Source organism: Micromonospora sp. NPDC048905, assembly GCF_040649655.1.
Taxonomy (GTDB): Bacteria; Actinomycetota; Actinomycetes; order Mycobacteriales; family Micromonosporaceae; genus Micromonospora.
The window spans coordinates 110,066-125,384 of the sequence record NZ_JBEZFV010000008.1; the positions used below are offsets into that span (position 1 = coordinate 110,066).

At 70.9% G+C, this 15,319-nt stretch carries 16 protein-coding genes; 10 read left to right on the top strand and 6 right to left on the bottom strand.

What is annotated here, in order from left to right; translation table 11 throughout:
• Window positions 1-342: 342 nt before the first annotated feature.
• The 3 genes from AB0C01_RS21775 to AB0C01_RS21785 all read left to right on the top strand — a co-directional run bounded on the left by AB0C01_RS21775 (window position 343) and on the right by AB0C01_RS21785 (window position 1,990).
• Window positions 343-672, top strand: a complete 330-nt coding sequence (locus AB0C01_RS21775) for a hypothetical protein (RefSeq protein ID WP_357251751.1) — start codon at window positions 343-345, stop codon at window positions 670-672.
• Window positions 673-805: 133 nt separating this feature from the next.
• Entirely contained in the window at window positions 806-1,369 is a 564-nt protein-coding gene (locus AB0C01_RS21780) for a hypothetical protein (RefSeq protein ID WP_357571948.1), read from the top strand.
• Window positions 1,370-1,447: 78 nt separating this feature from the next.
• Window positions 1,448-1,990: a DUF4240 domain-containing protein gene (locus AB0C01_RS21785; protein ID WP_357251757.1), complete on the top strand. Its 543-nt coding sequence runs from the start codon at window positions 1,448-1,450 to the stop codon at window positions 1,988-1,990.
• 7 nt (window positions 1,991-1,997) lie between these two features.
• Here AB0C01_RS21785 and AB0C01_RS21790 read toward each other — a convergent pair whose 3' ends face one another.
• Together AB0C01_RS21790 and AB0C01_RS21795 are read right to left on the bottom strand one after the other, a co-directional pair.
• Window positions 1,998-2,882 (bottom strand): methyltransferase domain-containing protein, encoded by an 885-nt coding sequence (locus tag AB0C01_RS21790; RefSeq protein WP_357251760.1) that lies wholly within the window; start codon window positions 2,880-2,882, stop codon window positions 1,998-2,000.
• Between the two features lie 61 nt (window positions 2,883-2,943).
• The gene (locus AB0C01_RS21795) at window positions 2,944-3,561 is read right to left on the bottom strand and encodes a pyridoxamine 5'-phosphate oxidase family protein (protein ID WP_357251763.1); all 618 of its coding nucleotides are present in this window, start codon (window positions 3,559-3,561) and stop codon (window positions 2,944-2,946) included.
• A gap of 166 nt (window positions 3,562-3,727) precedes the next feature.
• Between AB0C01_RS21795 and AB0C01_RS21800 the strand changes: the two genes are divergently transcribed.
• The 3 genes from AB0C01_RS21800 to AB0C01_RS21810 are packed head-to-tail and all read left to right on the top strand — an operon-like array spanning window position 3,728 to window position 5,890.
• Window positions 3,728-4,231: a DUF2231 domain-containing protein gene (locus tag AB0C01_RS21800; RefSeq protein WP_357251767.1), complete on the top strand. Its 504-nt coding sequence runs from the start codon at window positions 3,728-3,730 to the stop codon at window positions 4,229-4,231.
• Window positions 4,231-4,782, top strand: coding sequence for an Hsp20/alpha crystallin family protein (locus tag AB0C01_RS21805; protein WP_357251768.1), 552 nt, complete (start codon window positions 4,231-4,233; stop codon window positions 4,780-4,782). Before AB0C01_RS21800 ends, AB0C01_RS21805 begins: the two co-directional genes overlap by 1 nt.
• A gap of 7 nt (window positions 4,783-4,789) precedes the next feature.
• Window positions 4,790-5,890 (top strand): glycosyltransferase family 9 protein, encoded by a 1,101-nt coding sequence (locus AB0C01_RS21810; RefSeq protein ID WP_357251771.1) that lies wholly within the window; start codon window positions 4,790-4,792, stop codon window positions 5,888-5,890.
• A gap of 1 nt (window position 5,891) precedes the next feature.
• On the opposite strand, the gene AB0C01_RS21815 is transcribed toward AB0C01_RS21810, so the two are convergent.
• A complete protein-coding gene (locus AB0C01_RS21815) occupies window positions 5,892-6,770 on the bottom strand; it encodes a glycosyltransferase family A protein (protein WP_357251774.1) in 879 nt (292 codons plus the stop codon).
• Window positions 6,767-8,587 carry a D-glycero-beta-D-manno-heptose 1-phosphate adenylyltransferase gene (gene rfaE2, locus AB0C01_RS21820; RefSeq protein ID WP_357571949.1) on the bottom strand — a complete coding sequence of 607 codons (1,821 nt, stop codon included), beginning with the start codon at window positions 8,585-8,587 and terminating at the stop codon, window positions 6,767-6,769. The genes AB0C01_RS21815 and rfaE2 overlap by 4 nt, the downstream gene beginning before the upstream one ends.
• Window positions 8,588-8,742: 155 nt before the next feature.
• Between rfaE2 and AB0C01_RS21825 the strand changes: the two genes are divergently transcribed.
• Both AB0C01_RS21825 and AB0C01_RS21830 read left to right on the top strand, forming a co-directional pair.
• Window positions 8,743-9,282: a type 1 glutamine amidotransferase domain-containing protein gene (locus AB0C01_RS21825; RefSeq protein WP_357571951.1), complete on the top strand. Its 540-nt coding sequence runs from the start codon at window positions 8,743-8,745 to the stop codon at window positions 9,280-9,282.
• Window positions 9,283-9,452: 170 nt separating this feature from the next.
• Window positions 9,453-11,129 carry an MDR family MFS transporter gene (locus tag AB0C01_RS21830; protein WP_357251784.1) on the top strand — a complete coding sequence of 559 codons (1,677 nt, stop codon included), beginning with the start codon at window positions 9,453-9,455 and terminating at the stop codon, window positions 11,127-11,129.
• 148 nt (window positions 11,130-11,277) lie between these two features.
• Here AB0C01_RS21830 and AB0C01_RS21835 read toward each other — a convergent pair whose 3' ends face one another.
• Complete coding sequence (locus AB0C01_RS21835) at window positions 11,278-11,910, bottom strand: TetR/AcrR family transcriptional regulator (RefSeq protein WP_357571952.1); 633 nt, start codon at window positions 11,908-11,910, stop codon at window positions 11,278-11,280.
• Between the two features lie 127 nt (window positions 11,911-12,037).
• Between AB0C01_RS21835 and AB0C01_RS21840 the strand changes: the two genes are divergently transcribed.
• The gene (locus AB0C01_RS21840; protein WP_357571954.1) at window positions 12,038-13,072 is read left to right on the top strand and encodes an aldo/keto reductase; all 1,035 of its coding nucleotides are present in this window, start codon (window positions 12,038-12,040) and stop codon (window positions 13,070-13,072) included.
• A gap of 21 nt (window positions 13,073-13,093) precedes the next feature.
• On the opposite strand, the gene AB0C01_RS21845 is transcribed toward AB0C01_RS21840, so the two are convergent.
• Window positions 13,094-13,585, bottom strand: a complete 492-nt coding sequence (locus tag AB0C01_RS21845) for an NUDIX domain-containing protein (protein WP_357251793.1) — start codon at window positions 13,583-13,585, stop codon at window positions 13,094-13,096.
• A 71-nt stretch (window positions 13,586-13,656) separates the two neighbouring features.
• Here AB0C01_RS21845 and AB0C01_RS21850 point away from each other — a divergent pair, with 71 nt between their 5' ends.
• The gene (locus AB0C01_RS21850) at window positions 13,657-15,291 is read left to right on the top strand and encodes a fatty acid--CoA ligase (protein ID WP_357252051.1); all 1,635 of its coding nucleotides are present in this window, start codon (window positions 13,657-13,659) and stop codon (window positions 15,289-15,291) included.
• Window positions 15,292-15,319 lie beyond the last annotated feature (28 nt).

Consider the following 15,319-nt stretch of genomic DNA (forward strand, 5'->3'; position numbering starts at 1 on the left):
ATCGCCGCCGCGGCCTGGTGTGATCCCAGCCCTCGCGGTGCGCCGTCGTTCCAATGCCCGGGCGCCGGGGGTGGGCGGCACGGTGACCGCGCCGCGCACCCGCCGAGCATCCTGGTCGCTGCGTTCGTTCCGTCCCTCGCGCAGCGTCTCGGCCGACTGCTGCCCCGCTCCGACGTCCCGTAGGTGGCAGGACCGGACCTGGCCCCCGCCCGGCCTGATGTGGCTCACCCGCCGCGTGACGGGTGGCGTGACCGATGCCAGCCGCCCGGTGTGCGCCCGGCTGGAGGTGACCCGACCTCAGATCCCCTCGTACCGCCGCCCCAGCGCAGATCGGAGCCCCTCGTGGATACTCGCACTCAGTCAAAGGCCGCGAATGTCGTCATCGCCGTCGCCGGACTCTGCTGGCTGGCCACTGTGCTGGTCGCCGCGATCGACTGGGACGGCGCGGTGTCCGGCCGAGCCTTCGCCGTTGGGGCCATCGCCGCCGCCGCTTCGGTCGCCGCCGTCATCGTCAACAGCCGACAGTTGGCCGGAGGCATCAAGGTCGTGGTCATCTCGGTGGCCCGGGCACCCCAGCAGGCGTACTGGCGTGGTTATCAGGACCGGGGCACCGACACGCGGCCCGGTGGTGGTGACGACGACACTCCCGACCTGATGAGCATCGGCTACTGACCCGGGCGTACGACGCGCCGTCCTGACGCAGTCCCGGCGCTGGTCCAGCTCCTGGCCGACGTCCTATGGACAGCGGACGGACGGCGACCGGCGCTAGCATCCGACCATGATCACGGGGGTCGGTAGGCCAGGGGTGCACGTCGTCACCGCGTCCAGTGCGTTGTTGGGGCTGAGTGGGCTGGCCCGGCTCGCGCAGGTAGCCGCCGAGGCGGTGGATCAGAACACCTACCAGAGAGCGCACGAGCAGGCAGGCACGCCAAGCAGCTTCGCTGCCGTGGGGATGGTGTTCCAAGCGGGTGTCGGCCTGGTCGTGGCACTGACTGCCCTCGCCATCCTGGCGCTGGCGCTGGCCAACCTCGCCGGCCGGAACTGGACCCGGATCGTCACCTGGGTCCTGGGTGGCGTGACGGTGGCGTTTTCGGCCGCGTGGCTGATCCTGGGCCTCCTCCCGATTGACACCAGCGACGTCCCGGACAGCACCGACTGGGACCGGGTGGATGCAATCGCGGACCAACTGATGCCCGGGTGGGTCGAGCCGGTGAGCACCGTTTCGGGGCTCGTGGCGTCGCCCGCACTGCTGGTCGCCATCATCCTGCTCGCGCTCCCATCCGCCAACGCCTACTTTCGGTGGCGTCGTGCGGTGCCGGACCCGGCGTATCCGGAGCAGAGGCCGCCGCTGGTTCGTGCCGGTACGTAGTTCGGGCCAGCACCTGCGAACGACGCCAGAGCGACTCGTTCGTACGGAAGTGTCAGTCCTTGCCAATACGGTTCGACCGTGACCACCGATTCCCCGGGGACGCTGCCCACCCCCGCCGACGAGGCCCGGTTGTGGGCCCTCATCGAGGCGGCCTGGGCCGAGCTGGGCGCCGAACCCTTGGCGCTGCGGCAGGCCCTCATCGAGCGCGACCCCGCCGATGACGACGGCGACGACGGCACGTCCTACGCGATCGACGCCTGGCTGGACGCCTTCCTGGACCGCCTTCGGCAGTTGACGGTCGGGCTGACCGGGCAGGAGTTGACAGATCTCGACCGGGTGGTGGAGCGCAAGCTGTACGACATCGATCGGGAAGACATCCACGAGGTGACCGACGGGTCGGACGACGGCTTCCTCTACGCCCGAGGTTTCATCGTGGCCCTGGGGCAGGCGTATTACGAGGCGGTCCGCGCCAACCCGGCGATGGCGCTGCTGGATGCCGACTGCGAAGGCATGTGTTATCTCTTCGCGCATCTACACGACGATCGGTTCGGTTCGCGGCCGGAGACCGGCTCCGGCATCACCCGGGAGTCGTTCGGCAATCGGGCCGGCTGGTCGGCCTGACCGAAGCTCAGGCCTTCTCGAGCACGATCAGGCGATACTCCAGCCAACGCCGCGCCAATCCAGCCTGCAACGCGGACCCGCCAACCATGTTGGCCCACAGGGGAATCTCGACAAGACGGTCGCGAAGGCGGGGCACGACGGCTGTGGCGCCCACGGCCAGCTTGACCACGCGGTCGCGGGGCCGACCGAGGCGCAGATACGAGGTCAGATCCAGGTCCTCGACCACGCGCAACCCAGCGCGCTCAGACATGGCGTCCAGCTCGGCCACAGTGTGCAGACTCCCGATCCGCCAGCCGGCGCGGAACTGGTCGAGGCAGCGCTCGCGTGCGGCGAGCCCGCGATCCTTGTCGGTCAGCCAGTCGTCGCACAGGATCAGGCGGCCTCCGGGGCGCAGCCGATCCGCAAGGGACGGGAGGAGATCCTTCAGCGACGGCGAGTGGACCACCGCCTCCACGGCGACCATGGCGTCGTAGTGCGGTCCCGCGGGCAGTTCGGCGAAGTCGGCGCAGATCACCTGACAACGGTCGGTCAGTCCCTCGCGGGCGAACCGTTTCGCTGCGATCTCGGCCTGCACCCGGCTGATGGTCACGCCAGAGATCAAGCCATCCACCGCCCGGGCCAGGCGAACCATCGTCGCGCCGACGCCACAGCCAAGGTCGAGCACCCTCGCGTCTCCCGCAGGCACGTGGCCGCGCAAACGCTCGATCATCAGGCGGTTGACGGTGTCCATGGCATCTGCGGAGGTCACGGCATCCGGAGTCCACACGCCCCGGTGGATCGCGTCACTGCCTGGGCTCTCGGCAACCAGGAGGAACCGACGCGTGTTGTTGTCGTAGTAGTCAGCGACGCGGTCAACGTGGCCCGCCGCGCCTCGTTCAGTTGACGAGCTCATCGACGGAAGCTACCAGGCGAGCCTCATCACCGTGACCCTCGGTGAGCGTAGGTTGACGGGATCAGGTGTAGATGTTCTTGGCGTACTCCGGGCCGTAGTGCCGCTCCAAATCTTGCAGGCTCACCATGGGCGCCTCGACCTCCTTGATCAGGCGGGCGCGGGACGGCAGCAGGTCGGGCTGCCAGGTCTCCGGCTGCCACAGCGCGGACCGCAGGAACGCCTTCGCGCAGTGATAGAAGATCTGCTCGATCTCGACCACCACGGCGAGCACCGGCCGGTGCCCCTTGACCATCATGTCGTCGAACCAGGGAGCGTCGCTCACCAGGCGGGCGCGCCCGTTGATCCGCAGTGTGTCGGTGCGGCCCGGGATCAGGAAGAGCATCCCGACGTGCGGGTTGTCCAGGATGTTGCGGTAACCGTCGGCGCGCTTGTTGCCCGGCCGCTCGGGCACGGCGATCGTCGTGTCGTCCAGCACCAGGGCGAAGCCGGCCGGGTCGCCCTTGGGTGAGACGTCGCAGCTGCCGTCCGCGCCAGCGGTGGCCAGCAGGCAGAACGGCGAGGCGGCGAGCCACTCGCGGTCCCGCTCGTGCAGGCGACGGCGATCCTTGTTGGCGGCCCGTGCGCTCGGCACCCCGAGCAGGTCGCGAAGCTCCTCGTGCGAAGTGATCTCCACCGTCACGTGATCCTCCCTCAGGCGTTGACCCGTTGGCGGGCACCGCCGCTTGTCAGCCTAGGCCGCCGTGACCAGGGTGAGGTTTGTGCCCGGTCGCCGGGGGTAGGGCCTCACCCGACGCGCCCGCCGCACGAGAACCGTTCCGCAGGACGCCGACACGTGGAGGCCGGAGATGGAGAGCCGACTCAAGGTACTGGGTCACCCAGTCCATCCGATGCTCGTCATGTTCCCGGTCGCGCTGCTGGCCACGGCGGTGCTGTTCGACGTGGTCGACACCGTCGGTGGCCCCGACCTGCTCGGCGAGGTCGCGTACTGGAACATCACCGTCGGCCTGATCGGCGGTCTCCTCGCGGCGGCGGCCGGCTCGTTCGACCTGCTGGCCATCCCGACCGGCACCCGGGCCAAGCGGGTGGGTCTGCTGCACGCCGCCGCCAACGTCGCGGTGATCCTGCTCTTCGCCGCGGTGTGGGCCGTCCGGCTCAACGCCGACTCCCGGGCCGCGGGCGGTGCCCTCGTCGCCATCGAGGTGGTCGCGGTGGGGATCCTCGGCATCAGCGCCTGGCTGGGCGGCGAGTTGGTCGACCGGCTCGGTGTGGGCGTCGACCGGGACGCCGGCCTGGACGCGCCCAGCTCACTACGGCCGCCCACGGCCACGCAGCGGATCGGAGAGGTGTGATGAGTGAGCAGCAGAACAGCGGATTCGGTCGGGGCTGGCGGGGTGGTCGGCAGCAGGGCTGGGATCCGATGGGGGAACTGCAGTCACTGCGCGCCGAGCTGAGCCGCCTGGTCGGTGGCCGGGCCGGTGCGTCCGACGTCGAGCTGACCGAGACCGCCGACGGCTGGGAGGCCGTCGTCCGGCTGCCCGGGGTGGCGCCGGAGGAGGTGGCGGTGGAACTGGACGACCTCGAACTGTGCGTACGGGCCCGCTCCGAGGCGGAGGTCAACGCCGACCAGGGCATTCCCGGCGGCTTCGAGACGCGAGGCTTCGAATACCGCATCAACCTGCCGTCGCGGGTCGACCCGGAGGCCATCGACGCGGTCATGGACCATGGCCTGCTCCGGGTCCGGTTGCCCCGGGCGACCCGACCCGCGCCGCGCACCATCACCGTCGGTCGCACCGGGCCGCGCTCCGGCGACCTTTCCACTGGTACGCCGATGCCGGCCGACCCCGCCGCGGACCGGGAGCTGCACCGCCCGGACACCGCCGGCGAGGTCGACCGAACGTAGCTGCTGCGTGGTCACTCAGTCCCTGCTCGGCCCGACGGCCGGGCGCGTCGAAGACGTGCACCGCATCGCGGTGTTGCGCGCCAACGCCCTCGGCGACTTCATCTTCGCCCTGCCGGCGCTGGACGCGTTGCGTGCCGCGTACCCCGGGGCGGAGATCGTGTTGCTCGGAGCGCCGTGGCACGCGAAGCTCCTGCGCGACCGGCCGGGCCCGGTGGACCGGGTGCTCGTGGTGCCGCCCGCGCCCGGCATCCGTGCTGCCGAGCCCGGCGAGTCGGAGTCGTCGATCGACGACTTCCTGGCCGCCGCTACCGGGTTCGACCTGGCGGTGCAGATCCACGGCGGTGGCGCCAACTCGAACCCGCTGATCAGTCGCCTCGGTGCCCGGGTGACCGTCGGCCTGCGCGCCGACGACGCGCCGCCGCTGGACCGGTGGCTCCGCTACGTCTACTACCAGCACGAGGTGATCCGCTACCTGGAGGTGGTGGGGCTGGTGGGAGCGCCGGCCACCACCATCACCCCGACGCTCGCGGTGACCGACGCCGATCGGGCCGAGGCCGCCCGGGTGCTCGGCTCGGCGGACCGGCGCCGGGTGGCGCTGCACCCGGGCGCCACCGACAACCGCCGCCGCTGGCCCGCCGAGCACTTCGCCGAGGTGGCGCGTGCGCTGCACGAGGACGGCTACGAGGTGCTGGTCACCGGCACGCCCGCCGAGCAGGAGGTGGTGGACCGGGTCGTCGCCGCGGCTCGGGTGCCGGTGCGCCCACAGGTGGGTACGCTCAGCCTGGGTGGGCTGGTCGGTTGCTACGCCGACTGCGCGTTGGTCATCTCGAACGACACCGGCCCGCTGCACGTGGCCGCCGCGGTGGGCGCGCCCACGGTGGGCATCTTCTGGGTGGGTAACCTGATCAACGGGGCCAGCCCGCTGCGGGGCCGGCACCGGCCGATCAGCTCGTGGACGGTGCACTGCCCGGTCTGCGGGGTCGACTGCACACCGGGCATCTATCCGCACCGACCCGGCGACGGTGAGTGCCCGCATCGGGACTCCTTCGTCGCCGACGTTCCGGTGATCGAGGTGCTGGAAGCCGCCCGGGAGTTGCTCACCCGGTAGTTCAGGCCGGCTGCGGGCTGTCCTCGTCGGCGAGGACGACCTCCCACGCCTCCACGTCCCGGTCGGTGACGGTGGTGGGGGACTCCAGGTGGTACGCGCCGCTGGGCAGGATGCCCGCACCGCCGTAACGGGCCAGCACCGCGAGCTGCGCGGCCACGTCCTCACCCTGGTGCTTCTCCTGCACCCGACGCCAGAAGTCGAAGCCGCCGGCGTCGACGAGCTTGGCCCGGTCGTAGAGCACGCACCCGCCGATCCAGGAGACCTTGTACGCCCGCCACGCCCCCGGCGGCAGCGCCAGTCGATCGGTGATGTGCAGCAGGTTCGCCGCCGAGTGGATCCGCGCGCGGTTCCACTCCGGGGTGTCGGGTCGGATCCGCTCCGGCGTGGGCGGGCCGGCCCACTCCTCGTAGTGCCCGTGCGAGTCCGGCCGCACGTCATCGGCGTACGACAGCCCGTGCACTCCGTTGCCGACGAATCCGCAGCCCAGCTCCCCGATCGCCGTCACCAACCGGTGCAGCGTCCCCGGTTCCAGCCAGACATCGTCGTCGAGGCTGAGGACGTACCGGGCGGTCGAGGAAGCGAGCAGGTACGCCCGGTGTTCGGCCAACCCCCGGCGGGGCAACCGGCGGGTCAGCAGCACCGGGTGACCCCGGTGCCGCAGCGCCCGGACCATGGTGGCCGCGGCGGGATGCGCGTACGCCGGATCCCCGTCGGACTGGTCGCTGACCACCACCCCGAAGCCGGGTACCCCGTCCTGGGCGGCGAGTCCGCCCAGGGTGACCGCCAACTCGGCGGGTCGGTTCCGGGTCGGAATCAACACGTCGACCAGCCGGTCGGTGCGGAACTCCGCCGGGGTGCCGAGGTCGAGGGGGCGGTTCACGACGCCTGGGTACGGGAGCTGAGCGACGGGTCGGGCTCCCGCTCAGCGGTGGGCGGCGACGGGTCCTGGCTGTGTGACCGGATCCGCTCGATGATCGCCGAGGTGGACCGGTCCGGCACGTACCCCAGGGTGTGCACCTGGCCGCCCAGCCGGCGCACCAGCGGCGCCTCCGGCACCAGCTCCGGCGGGTAGTCCCCGCCCTTGACGTAGATGTCCGGCCGGACCGCCTCGATCAGCGCGGCGGGTGAGTCCTCCTCGAAGACCACCACATGGTCCACACAGGCGAGCGCGGCGAGCAGGGCACCCCGGTCCTCGACCGGGTTGACCGGCCGGTCCGGACCCTTCAGCCGGCGTACGCTGCCGTCCGAGTTGACCGCCACGATCAGCAGGTCACCCAGTGCGCGGGCCTGCTCCAGGTAGCGCACGTGCCCCCGGTGCAGCACGTCGAAGCAGCCGTTGGTGAAGACCACCGACCGTCCCGCCTCGCGGTACTCGGCGACGATCGCGTCCAACTCGTCGGTGCCGACCAGCGCGGGATGGCTCATCGTCTCGGTCGGCTGGCCGAGCGCGGTGAGCAGATCCTCCCGCCGGCACACGCAGGTGCCGGTGTCGGAGACGGTGATGGTGGCCGCCAACTGGGCGAGCTGGGCGGCGGTGGTCAGCGGCGCCTCGGCGGCCAGGGCCAACGTCATCGCCGCCAGGTACGCGTCGCCGGCGCCCACGGCGTGACTCGCCGGGACCGGCGTGCTGTGACTGCGCCGCGGCTCCCCGTCGGCGCCACCCACCACCGCCCCCTCGGTGTCCAGGGTCACCGCGACCACGTCGGCGCCGGTGTGCGCGCGCAACTCCGCGAGGCGCGACTCCGCCAGGACGGCCCGGTCGACGCCCTCCCCGGCCCGGGTGTTCACGGTGACGCCGGTGCCGGTGACGCTGAGCCCGTCGCCGGTGAGAGCCACCCGGTCCTCGCCCGGGGTGGGCTCACCGACCGGTCCCGGGTGGTTCTCGGTGACCTCGTCGGCGCGTACCCCGCCCGGGGCCGCGCCCACGCTCAGTTCGGACGGGCCGTCGGACGGGTCGCCGTGCGGGTGCTCCAGGTGCAGGTCGATGCCGGTGGTCGGTCGGGTCGTCGCGCCGGCTCGGGCCAGCAGCCGGGTCGCCTCGGCGAAGCTGGGCGTGACAACTGTCGGTGCGAGACCCCGCCAGTCGGCCAGGTCGTGGGCGTCCAACGCGACGGTGGCGTACCGCTCGCGTTGCTCGACCAGCCACGCGCGGACCGGCGCGGGCAGCGCACCCAGGCCGTAGTCGCAGACCACCAGGGTCGGCGCCTGCCCGCCGGCGGCGGCGCGCAGCTCCTCGGTGGCGCAGCTCAGGGCGGTGAGCAGTCGGGTCACGCCCTCCGGGTCGAGCGCGTCGTCCGGGTCTCCGGAGTCCTCGCGGAGCAGGATCTGGTTGCCGGCCAGCATCCGCCGCTTGACCGGGGTGGGCCGTCCGGGCTGGTTGACCGTGCGGTCCCAGACGCCCGCGCGGTCCAGACAGTCGTGCAACTCGTCACCGGCCACGTCGGCGCCGACCGGTGCCACCAGCACCGCCCGGCCGCCGAGGGCGGCGACGTTCACCGCGGTGTTCGCGGCCCCACCGGCGGCGGAGATCCGTCGGCGCAGGGTGAGGACCGGTGCGGGCGCCTCTCGGCAGAGCCGGTCGGAGTCGGCGAACCGCCACTCGTCCAACATGGCGTCACCGACGATCAGGACTGGGCGTTCGAGCCAGCTCTCCACGACGGTGGCGAGCCGGCGCTGTTCCGCTGCTGCTCCTGCCATGCCTCCCCGGGTCCCCAGCGCCCTCCTGGCCAAACCTGAGCCGCGCCTGACCTGCGGCTGTGTCCCCACCGTGCCCTTAGCGCCCGGCTGGGTCGTTTCGGACGTCCGGAGGCGGGAAGGGAATTGAGGTAACCCCGGAAAGGAGATGTACCGAGATGGCAGCGCAACTACAGGGCAAGCGGATCGCCTTCCTGGCCGCCGACGGCGTCGAGGAGGTCGAGTACGTCCAGCCGCGTGAGGCGGTCGAGAACGCCGGCGCGACCGTCGAGTTGGTCTCGCTCAAGCCCGGGTCCATCCAGTCCTTCAACCACCTGGACCAGTCGAAGACGTACGACGTGGATGTGACCGCGGACAAGGCGGACGCCGACGGCTACGACGCGCTCGTGCTCCCCGGAGGTGTCGCGAACCCGGACTTCCTGCGGAGCGACCCGGACGCGGTGCAGTTCGTGAAGGCGTTCTTCGAGGCGGGCAAGCCGGTCGGGGTGATCTGCCACGGTCCGTGGACCCTGATCGAGGCGGACGTGGTGCGCGGCCGACGGATCACGTCGTGGCCCAGCCTGCGTACCGACCTGACGAACGCCGGCGCCACCTGGGTCGACGAGGAGTGCGTCACCGACCGCAACCTGACCAGCAGCCGCAACCCCGACGACCTCCCCGCCTTCTGCGAAGAAATCACCAAAACCTTCGCCGCCTAACCCCCTTTGCCTCGGTGATCAAGAGGTTTGCGTCAGTCTGGGCCGCGAAAATGACGCAAATCTCTTGATCACCGGTGTGGAGGGCAGGGGAGGGGGTCCGGTGAGGGCTGGTGGGGTGGTTTTTTGCGGGGTTGGGCGCATGTTCTGCGGCTCGCGGGATAGAAGGGCACATGACCACCGAAGCCTCCGCCGCGCCGGTGCTGAATCGTCAGCAGATCCGGCTGCTCATGTTCGGCCTGATGACCGGCATGCTGTTGGCCGCACTCGACCAGACCATCGTCGGTACGGCCCTGCCGACAATCGTCGGGGAACTGGGCGGGATCAACCACTACTCGTGGGTGGTCACCGCGTACCTGCTCGCCTCGACGGCGTCGACGCCGCTCTACGGCAAGATGGCCGACCTGTACGGGCGCCGCCCGGTCTTCCTCTTCTCGATCGGCACGTTCCTGGTCGGGTCGCTGCTGGCCGGGCTGTCGCAGAACATGACCCAGTTGATCATCACCCGGGGCATCCAGGGCCTCGGCGCCGGCGGTCTGCTGACGCTCGCGTTCACCATCATCTCGGACGTGGTGTCACCCCGTGAGCGTGGGCGCTACCAGGGCCTCTTCGGTGCGGTCTTCGGGATCTCGTCGGTGGCCGGGCCGCTGGTCGGCGGGTACTTCGCGGAGACCGACTGGCGGTGGATCTTCTACATCAACGTGCCGCTGGCGATCCTGGCCATCGTGGTCTGCTACCACGTGATGCGGCTGATTCCGTTCGAACGGCGGGACCACTCGATCGACTGGCTCGGTGCCGGGCTGCTGGTCGCCGGGGTGAGTTCGCTGCTGCTCGCGCTGAGCTGGGGTGGCAACGAGTACGCCTGGGGATCGGGTGTGATCATCACGCTGTTCGTCGTCGGTGCGGTGCTGGGGGTGCTCTTCGTCCTCCAGGAGGCCCGGGTGGCCGAGCCGATCCTGCCGCTGCGGCTGTTCCGCAGCGCCACCTTCGCCCTGGCCAACTCGGCGCTTCTGGTCATCGGTCTGGTGATGTTCGGTTCGATCATCTTCATCCCGCTGTACCTGCAGATCGTCAAGGGCGCCTCGCCGACCCGCAGTGGTCTGCTGATGCTGCCGATGATGGCCGGCATCATCATCACCTCGATCCTGACCGGTCGCGCGATGACCCGGATCGGCCGGTACAAGTGGTTCCCGGTGGCCGGGTCGGTGACGCTGCTGGTCGGCATGTTCCTGTTCACCCGGCTGGAGGTGAGCACCTCCCTCTGGGTGGCGTTCGGGTTCATGGTGGTGATCGGCATCGGCCTGGGTCTGTGTATGCAGTCGCTGATCCTGGCGGTGCAGAACGCGGTGTCCGTCCGCGACCTGGGCGCCGGCACGTCCTCGGCGACCTTCTTCCGGTCGCTCGGCGGTTCGTTCGGAGTGGCGATCCTCGGCACGGTGCTCTCGTCCCGGCTGGCCAGCGGGCTCGGTGACCGGCTGCCCGGCGCGATCGCGCAACTGCCGCCGCAGGAGCAGGCCGCCGTGGCGGCCAGTGGCGGCACCAACATCTCGATCAACGATCCGGCCACCATCCTGGCCCTGCCGGGGCCGGTACGCGCGGCCATCCAGGGCGCCTTCGTCGACGCGCTGGACATGGTCTTCCTGACCGCCGGCCTGATCGCCATCGTGGCGGTGGTGGTCACCCTGACGTTGCCGAACACGCAACTGCGGGGTGCCGGCCCGCAGGGTGCCACCGGCGGCGCCGACCCGCTCGGCGGTGAGGCCCCGGCCCCGGGCGGCAAGCCGCTGACCCGCGAGTCCAAGGAGGAGGCCGCCGCCGACATGGAGGCCAAGTCCCAGACGATGATCTGACCGGTGCCGGCCGGCCAGTTGTCCCGACCGCGGCCTGAGGCAACCGGCCGACCGTCGTGATCGACTCGGGGTCAGTGAAGTCGGGGTGTCCAGGTGGTAGGGACGCCCCGACTTCCGTGAGTCGGAGTTGACCTGGAGGGCGAAAGGGTCAGGCGGGGCGGCGGTAGACGCCGTACCACCAGGTCGCGGCCAACTCCCGGGCGGCCGCCGCGTCGGTCTCGGGGTCGGCCGAGGTCGTGCTGACGTGGTCGGCCAGGAAGCGGTCGCCGCCGACCACGATCAGCCGGCTGGCCGTCGTCACGTCCAGGTCGGCGGGGGTACGCCCGGCCTGCTGCTCGATCCGGAGCACGTCGACGGTACGGGTGACGAACTGCTCCAACCCCGCCGCCCAGTACTCCCGGACCACCTCGTCGTACGCGGCGACCTCGCTGATCGCCGCCAGCACCGGGGCGTACGTCCGGTATATCCGGATCACGTCGGCGAAGATCTCGGTGAGCACCGCGAGCGGATCGCCCGGATCGCCGGGGTTCCACTCGCCGGTGCGGCCGAACGAACTCTCCCGCATGGTGCCGGCGAGGCGCATGAGCAGCTCGCTCTTGTCGCGGAAGTGGGTGTAGAAGGTCGACCGCGCCACCCCCGCCTCGGCGGCGATCCGCTGCACGCCGAGGTCGGTGAAGCGAGCCCCCTGCTGAAGCAGTCGCTCGGTGGCCGCCAGCACCCGGGCCTCGACGGCGGCTCGCCCGTCGGGGTTGCTCGGGCGGCGGCGGGTGATCGAGGGCATAGCCGGAATCCTAGGTGGCCAGGTGCTCGATCGGCGACGTACGCTCGTTGCCGGACACAGTGTCCGACATAGTGACCAGGGAGCGCCCGACCGTGGCCTCCGAACCCCGCCTCACGAGGAGCGACACGTGAAGTACCGACTGCTGGGCACCACCGGGGTGTACGTCTCGGAGATCTCGCTCGGCGCGATGACCTTCGGCGGCAGCGGGCACCCGCTCTGGGGCACCCTCGGCGGCCTGGCGCTGCCCGAGGTGCAGCGGCTGGTGGACACCGCGCTGGACGCCGGGGTCAACTTCGTCGACACCGCCGACGGCTACAGCGACGGCGAGAGCGAGGAACTGCTCGGCAAGGCGCTCGGCAAGCGGCGTCGCGACGTGGTGCTGGCCACCAAGGTCCACTCCCGGACCGGCCCTGGCCCGAACGACGTCGGCACCTCCCGGCTGCACATCATGCAGAACCTGGAGGACAGCCTGCGGCGGCTCGGCACCGACCACATCGACCTGTACCAGATCCACAACTTCGACCAGGTCACTCCCATGGAGGAGATGCTGCGCGCGCTCGACGACGCGGTCCGGCAGGGCAAGGTCCGCTACATCGGCGCCGCCAACTTCGCCGCCTGGCAGCTGTCCAAGGCGCTGGGCATCTCCGCCCGGGAGAAGCTGGCCGGCTTCGTCTCGGTGCAGGAGTACTACTCCCTGCTGGGTCGCGACGTCGAGCGCGACGTGGTGCCGATGGCACTCGACGCGGGCATCGGGCTGACCGTGTGGAGCCCGCTCGCCGGCGGTTTCCTCTCCGGCAAGGTCAGCCGGGACGGCGCCGTCGCCGACAGTGGTGCCCGTAGCGCCCAGCCTGGCTACGCCAGCTTCACGCCGTTCGACCCCGAGACCGCCTTCGGCGTGGTCGACGTGCTCAAGGGCGTCGCGGAGCGGCACGAGGTCAGCCCGGCCCGGGTGGCGGTCGCCTGGCTGCTGTCCCGGCCGGCCGTGACCAGCGTGATCGTCGGTGCCCGCAAGCACGAGCAGCTGGTGGACAACATCGCCGCCGCGGACCTCACGCTCACCGCGCAGGACCTCACCGAGCTGGACGAGGTCACCAGGCTGCCGGTCGCGTACCCGAACTGGATCCAGGAGGGGTTCTTCGCCGGCCTCCGTCACCCGCAGTGAGGCACGGCCCCCGGGGTCGCCCTACTTGAGGATGAGCCGGTTGGTCTGTTCGAAGACGTCCAGGTCGGCAAGGGTTTCGGTGACCGAGGTGGAGAGCGGGGCGGGGAAGCGGTCGCGGGGAAAGAAGCCGGCGTCGGTGGTCTCGTCGGTGACCCGGGCGAGCTGCCCGTCCCACTCCTCCACCTTGAACGCCGTGGTGAAGACCTGGTAGGTGTGCCCGTACATGTTGGTGCTCGTCCGGTCCGGGCCGGTGTAGAGGGCGAACGCGCAGACTCGCAGCGCACGGAGCCCGGTCTCCTCGCGGACCTCGCGGACCGCGCAGTCGGCGATCGACTCGCCCAACTCCATCGCCCCGGCCGGCATGGCCCACTGGCCGTTGTCCGAGCGTTGGATCAGCAGGATGCGTCCCGCGTTGTCGCTGACCACGGCGCGGGCACCGACGAACATCAGCGTCCGATCCCCGGCGAGCGCGCGCAACTGCCCCACGTACGAGTCGGCCCAGGAAATGCTCACCTGCGACAACTTACGGGGGTTCCCAACGTGTGACCGCCGACACTAGCTTGTTACCCATGCGTAGCACGATGATGGACGCCCCTCTGCAGGTCTCCCGGATCCTCGATCACGGCGCAGGAGTGCACGGCTCTGCCGAGGTGGTCACCTGGACGGGCGCCGAGCCCCGCCGGATGACGTACGCCGAGGTGGGTCGCACCGCCGCCCGGCTGGCACACGCGCTGCGCGACGAGTGTGGGGTGACCGGCGACGAGCGGGTCGCCACCTTCATGTGGAACAACAACGAGCACCTGGTCGCCTACTTCGCGGTGCCGAGCATGGGTGCGGTGCTGCACACGCTCAACATCCGGCTCTTTCCCGACCAGGTCGTCTACATCGCCAACCACGCCGAGGACCGGGTGGTGCTCGTCGACAGCACGCTCATCCCGCTGCTCGCCCGGGTGATCGGTGAGCTGACCACGGTGCGGCACGTCGTGGTGGTCGGTGGCGGTGACCCGGCTCCGCTGGTGGCGGCGGCCGGTGACCGGATCACCGTGCACCACTGGGACGCGCTGCTCGCCGACCGGCCCGAGGTGTACGACTGGCCCGAGGTGGACGAGCACGACGCCGCGGCGCTCTGCTACACCTCCGGCACCACCGGCAACCCGAAGGGCGTGGCCTACTCGCACCGGTCGATCTACCTGCACTCGTTGCAGGTCTGCATGCCGGAGGGCTTCGGTCTCGGGCCGACCGACCGCGAGTTGGCCATCGTGCCGATGTTCCACGCCATGTCGTGGGGTCTGCCCTACGCGGCCTTCCTCTCCGGCGCGTCGCTGATCATGCCGGACCGGTTCCTCCAGGCCGCGCCGATCGCCGAGATGATCGCCGCCGAGCGGCCCACCCTGGCCGGCGCGGTCCCGACGATCTGGACGGATCTGCTGGCCTACCTGGACACCCACGACGTGGACACGTCCTCGCTCACCGAGGTGATCGTCGGCGGCTCGGCGTGCCCGCCGGCGCTGATGCACGCGTTCGACGAGCGGCACGGAATCGACGTCATCCACGCCTGGGGGATGACCGAGATGTCCCCGCTGGGGTCGGTCTCCCGCCCGCCGGCCGGTGCGACCGGCGAAGAGGCCTGGCGTTACCGCTACACCCAGGGGCGGGTGCCGGCGGGCGTGCAGGCGCGGATCGTCGGCCCGTCCGGCGACCCGATGCCCGCCGACGGCACCGCCGTGGGCGAGTTGGAGGTCCGTGGGCCGTGGGTGACCGCCCGGTACGTCGGTGACGACGCCCCGGACGAGGAGAAGTTCCGCGACGGCTGGTTGCGCACCGGCGACGTGGGCACGCTCTCGCCGGACGGGTACATCACCCTGACCGACCGCGCCAAGGACGTGATCAAGTCCGGCGGTGAGTGGATTTCCTCGGTCGAGCTGGAAAACGCGCTGATGGGTCACCCGGCGGTGCTGGAGGCGTGCGTGGTGGGCGTGCCGGACGAGCGGTGGGACGAACGTCCGCTGGCCACCGTGGTGGTCCGGGAGGGCGCCTCGGTGACCGCCGAGGAGTTGCGGGACTTCCTGGCCGGCTCGGTGGCGCGCTGGCAGCTGCCCGAGCGCTGGGCGTTCATCGACACGGTGCCGAAGACCAGCGTGGGCAAGTTCGACAAGAAGGTCGTCCGTTCGCGGTACGCCGACGGCGAGCTGAGTGTCCGGGAGCTGACAGCGCCGTAACGTTTCCTCCGGCACTGTCGCCGCGCGG

Coding starts and splice junctions, on each gene's coding strand:
- AB0C01_RS21790 (WP_357251760.1), bottom strand. CDS start 2,882: ATGAGCTCGTCAACTGAACGAGGCGCGGCGGGCCACGTTGACCGCGTC.
- AB0C01_RS21800 (WP_357251767.1), top strand. CDS start 3,728: ATGGAGAGCCGACTCAAGGTACTGGGTCACCCAGTCCATCCGATGCTC.
- AB0C01_RS21805 (WP_357251768.1), top strand. CDS start 4,231: ATGAGTGAGCAGCAGAACAGCGGATTCGGTCGGGGCTGGCGGGGTGGT.
- rfaE2 (WP_357571949.1), bottom strand. CDS start 8,587: ATGGCAGGAGCAGCAGCGGAACAGCGCCGGCTCGCCACCGTCGTGGAG.
- AB0C01_RS21825 (WP_357571951.1), top strand. CDS start 8,743: ATGGCAGCGCAACTACAGGGCAAGCGGATCGCCTTCCTGGCCGCCGAC.
- AB0C01_RS21830 (WP_357251784.1), top strand. CDS start 9,453: ATGACCACCGAAGCCTCCGCCGCGCCGGTGCTGAATCGTCAGCAGATC.
- AB0C01_RS21835 (WP_357571952.1), bottom strand. CDS start 11,910: ATGCCCTCGATCACCCGCCGCCGCCCGAGCAACCCCGACGGGCGAGCC.
- AB0C01_RS21850 (WP_357252051.1), top strand. CDS start 13,657: ATGGACGCCCCTCTGCAGGTCTCCCGGATCCTCGATCACGGCGCAGGA.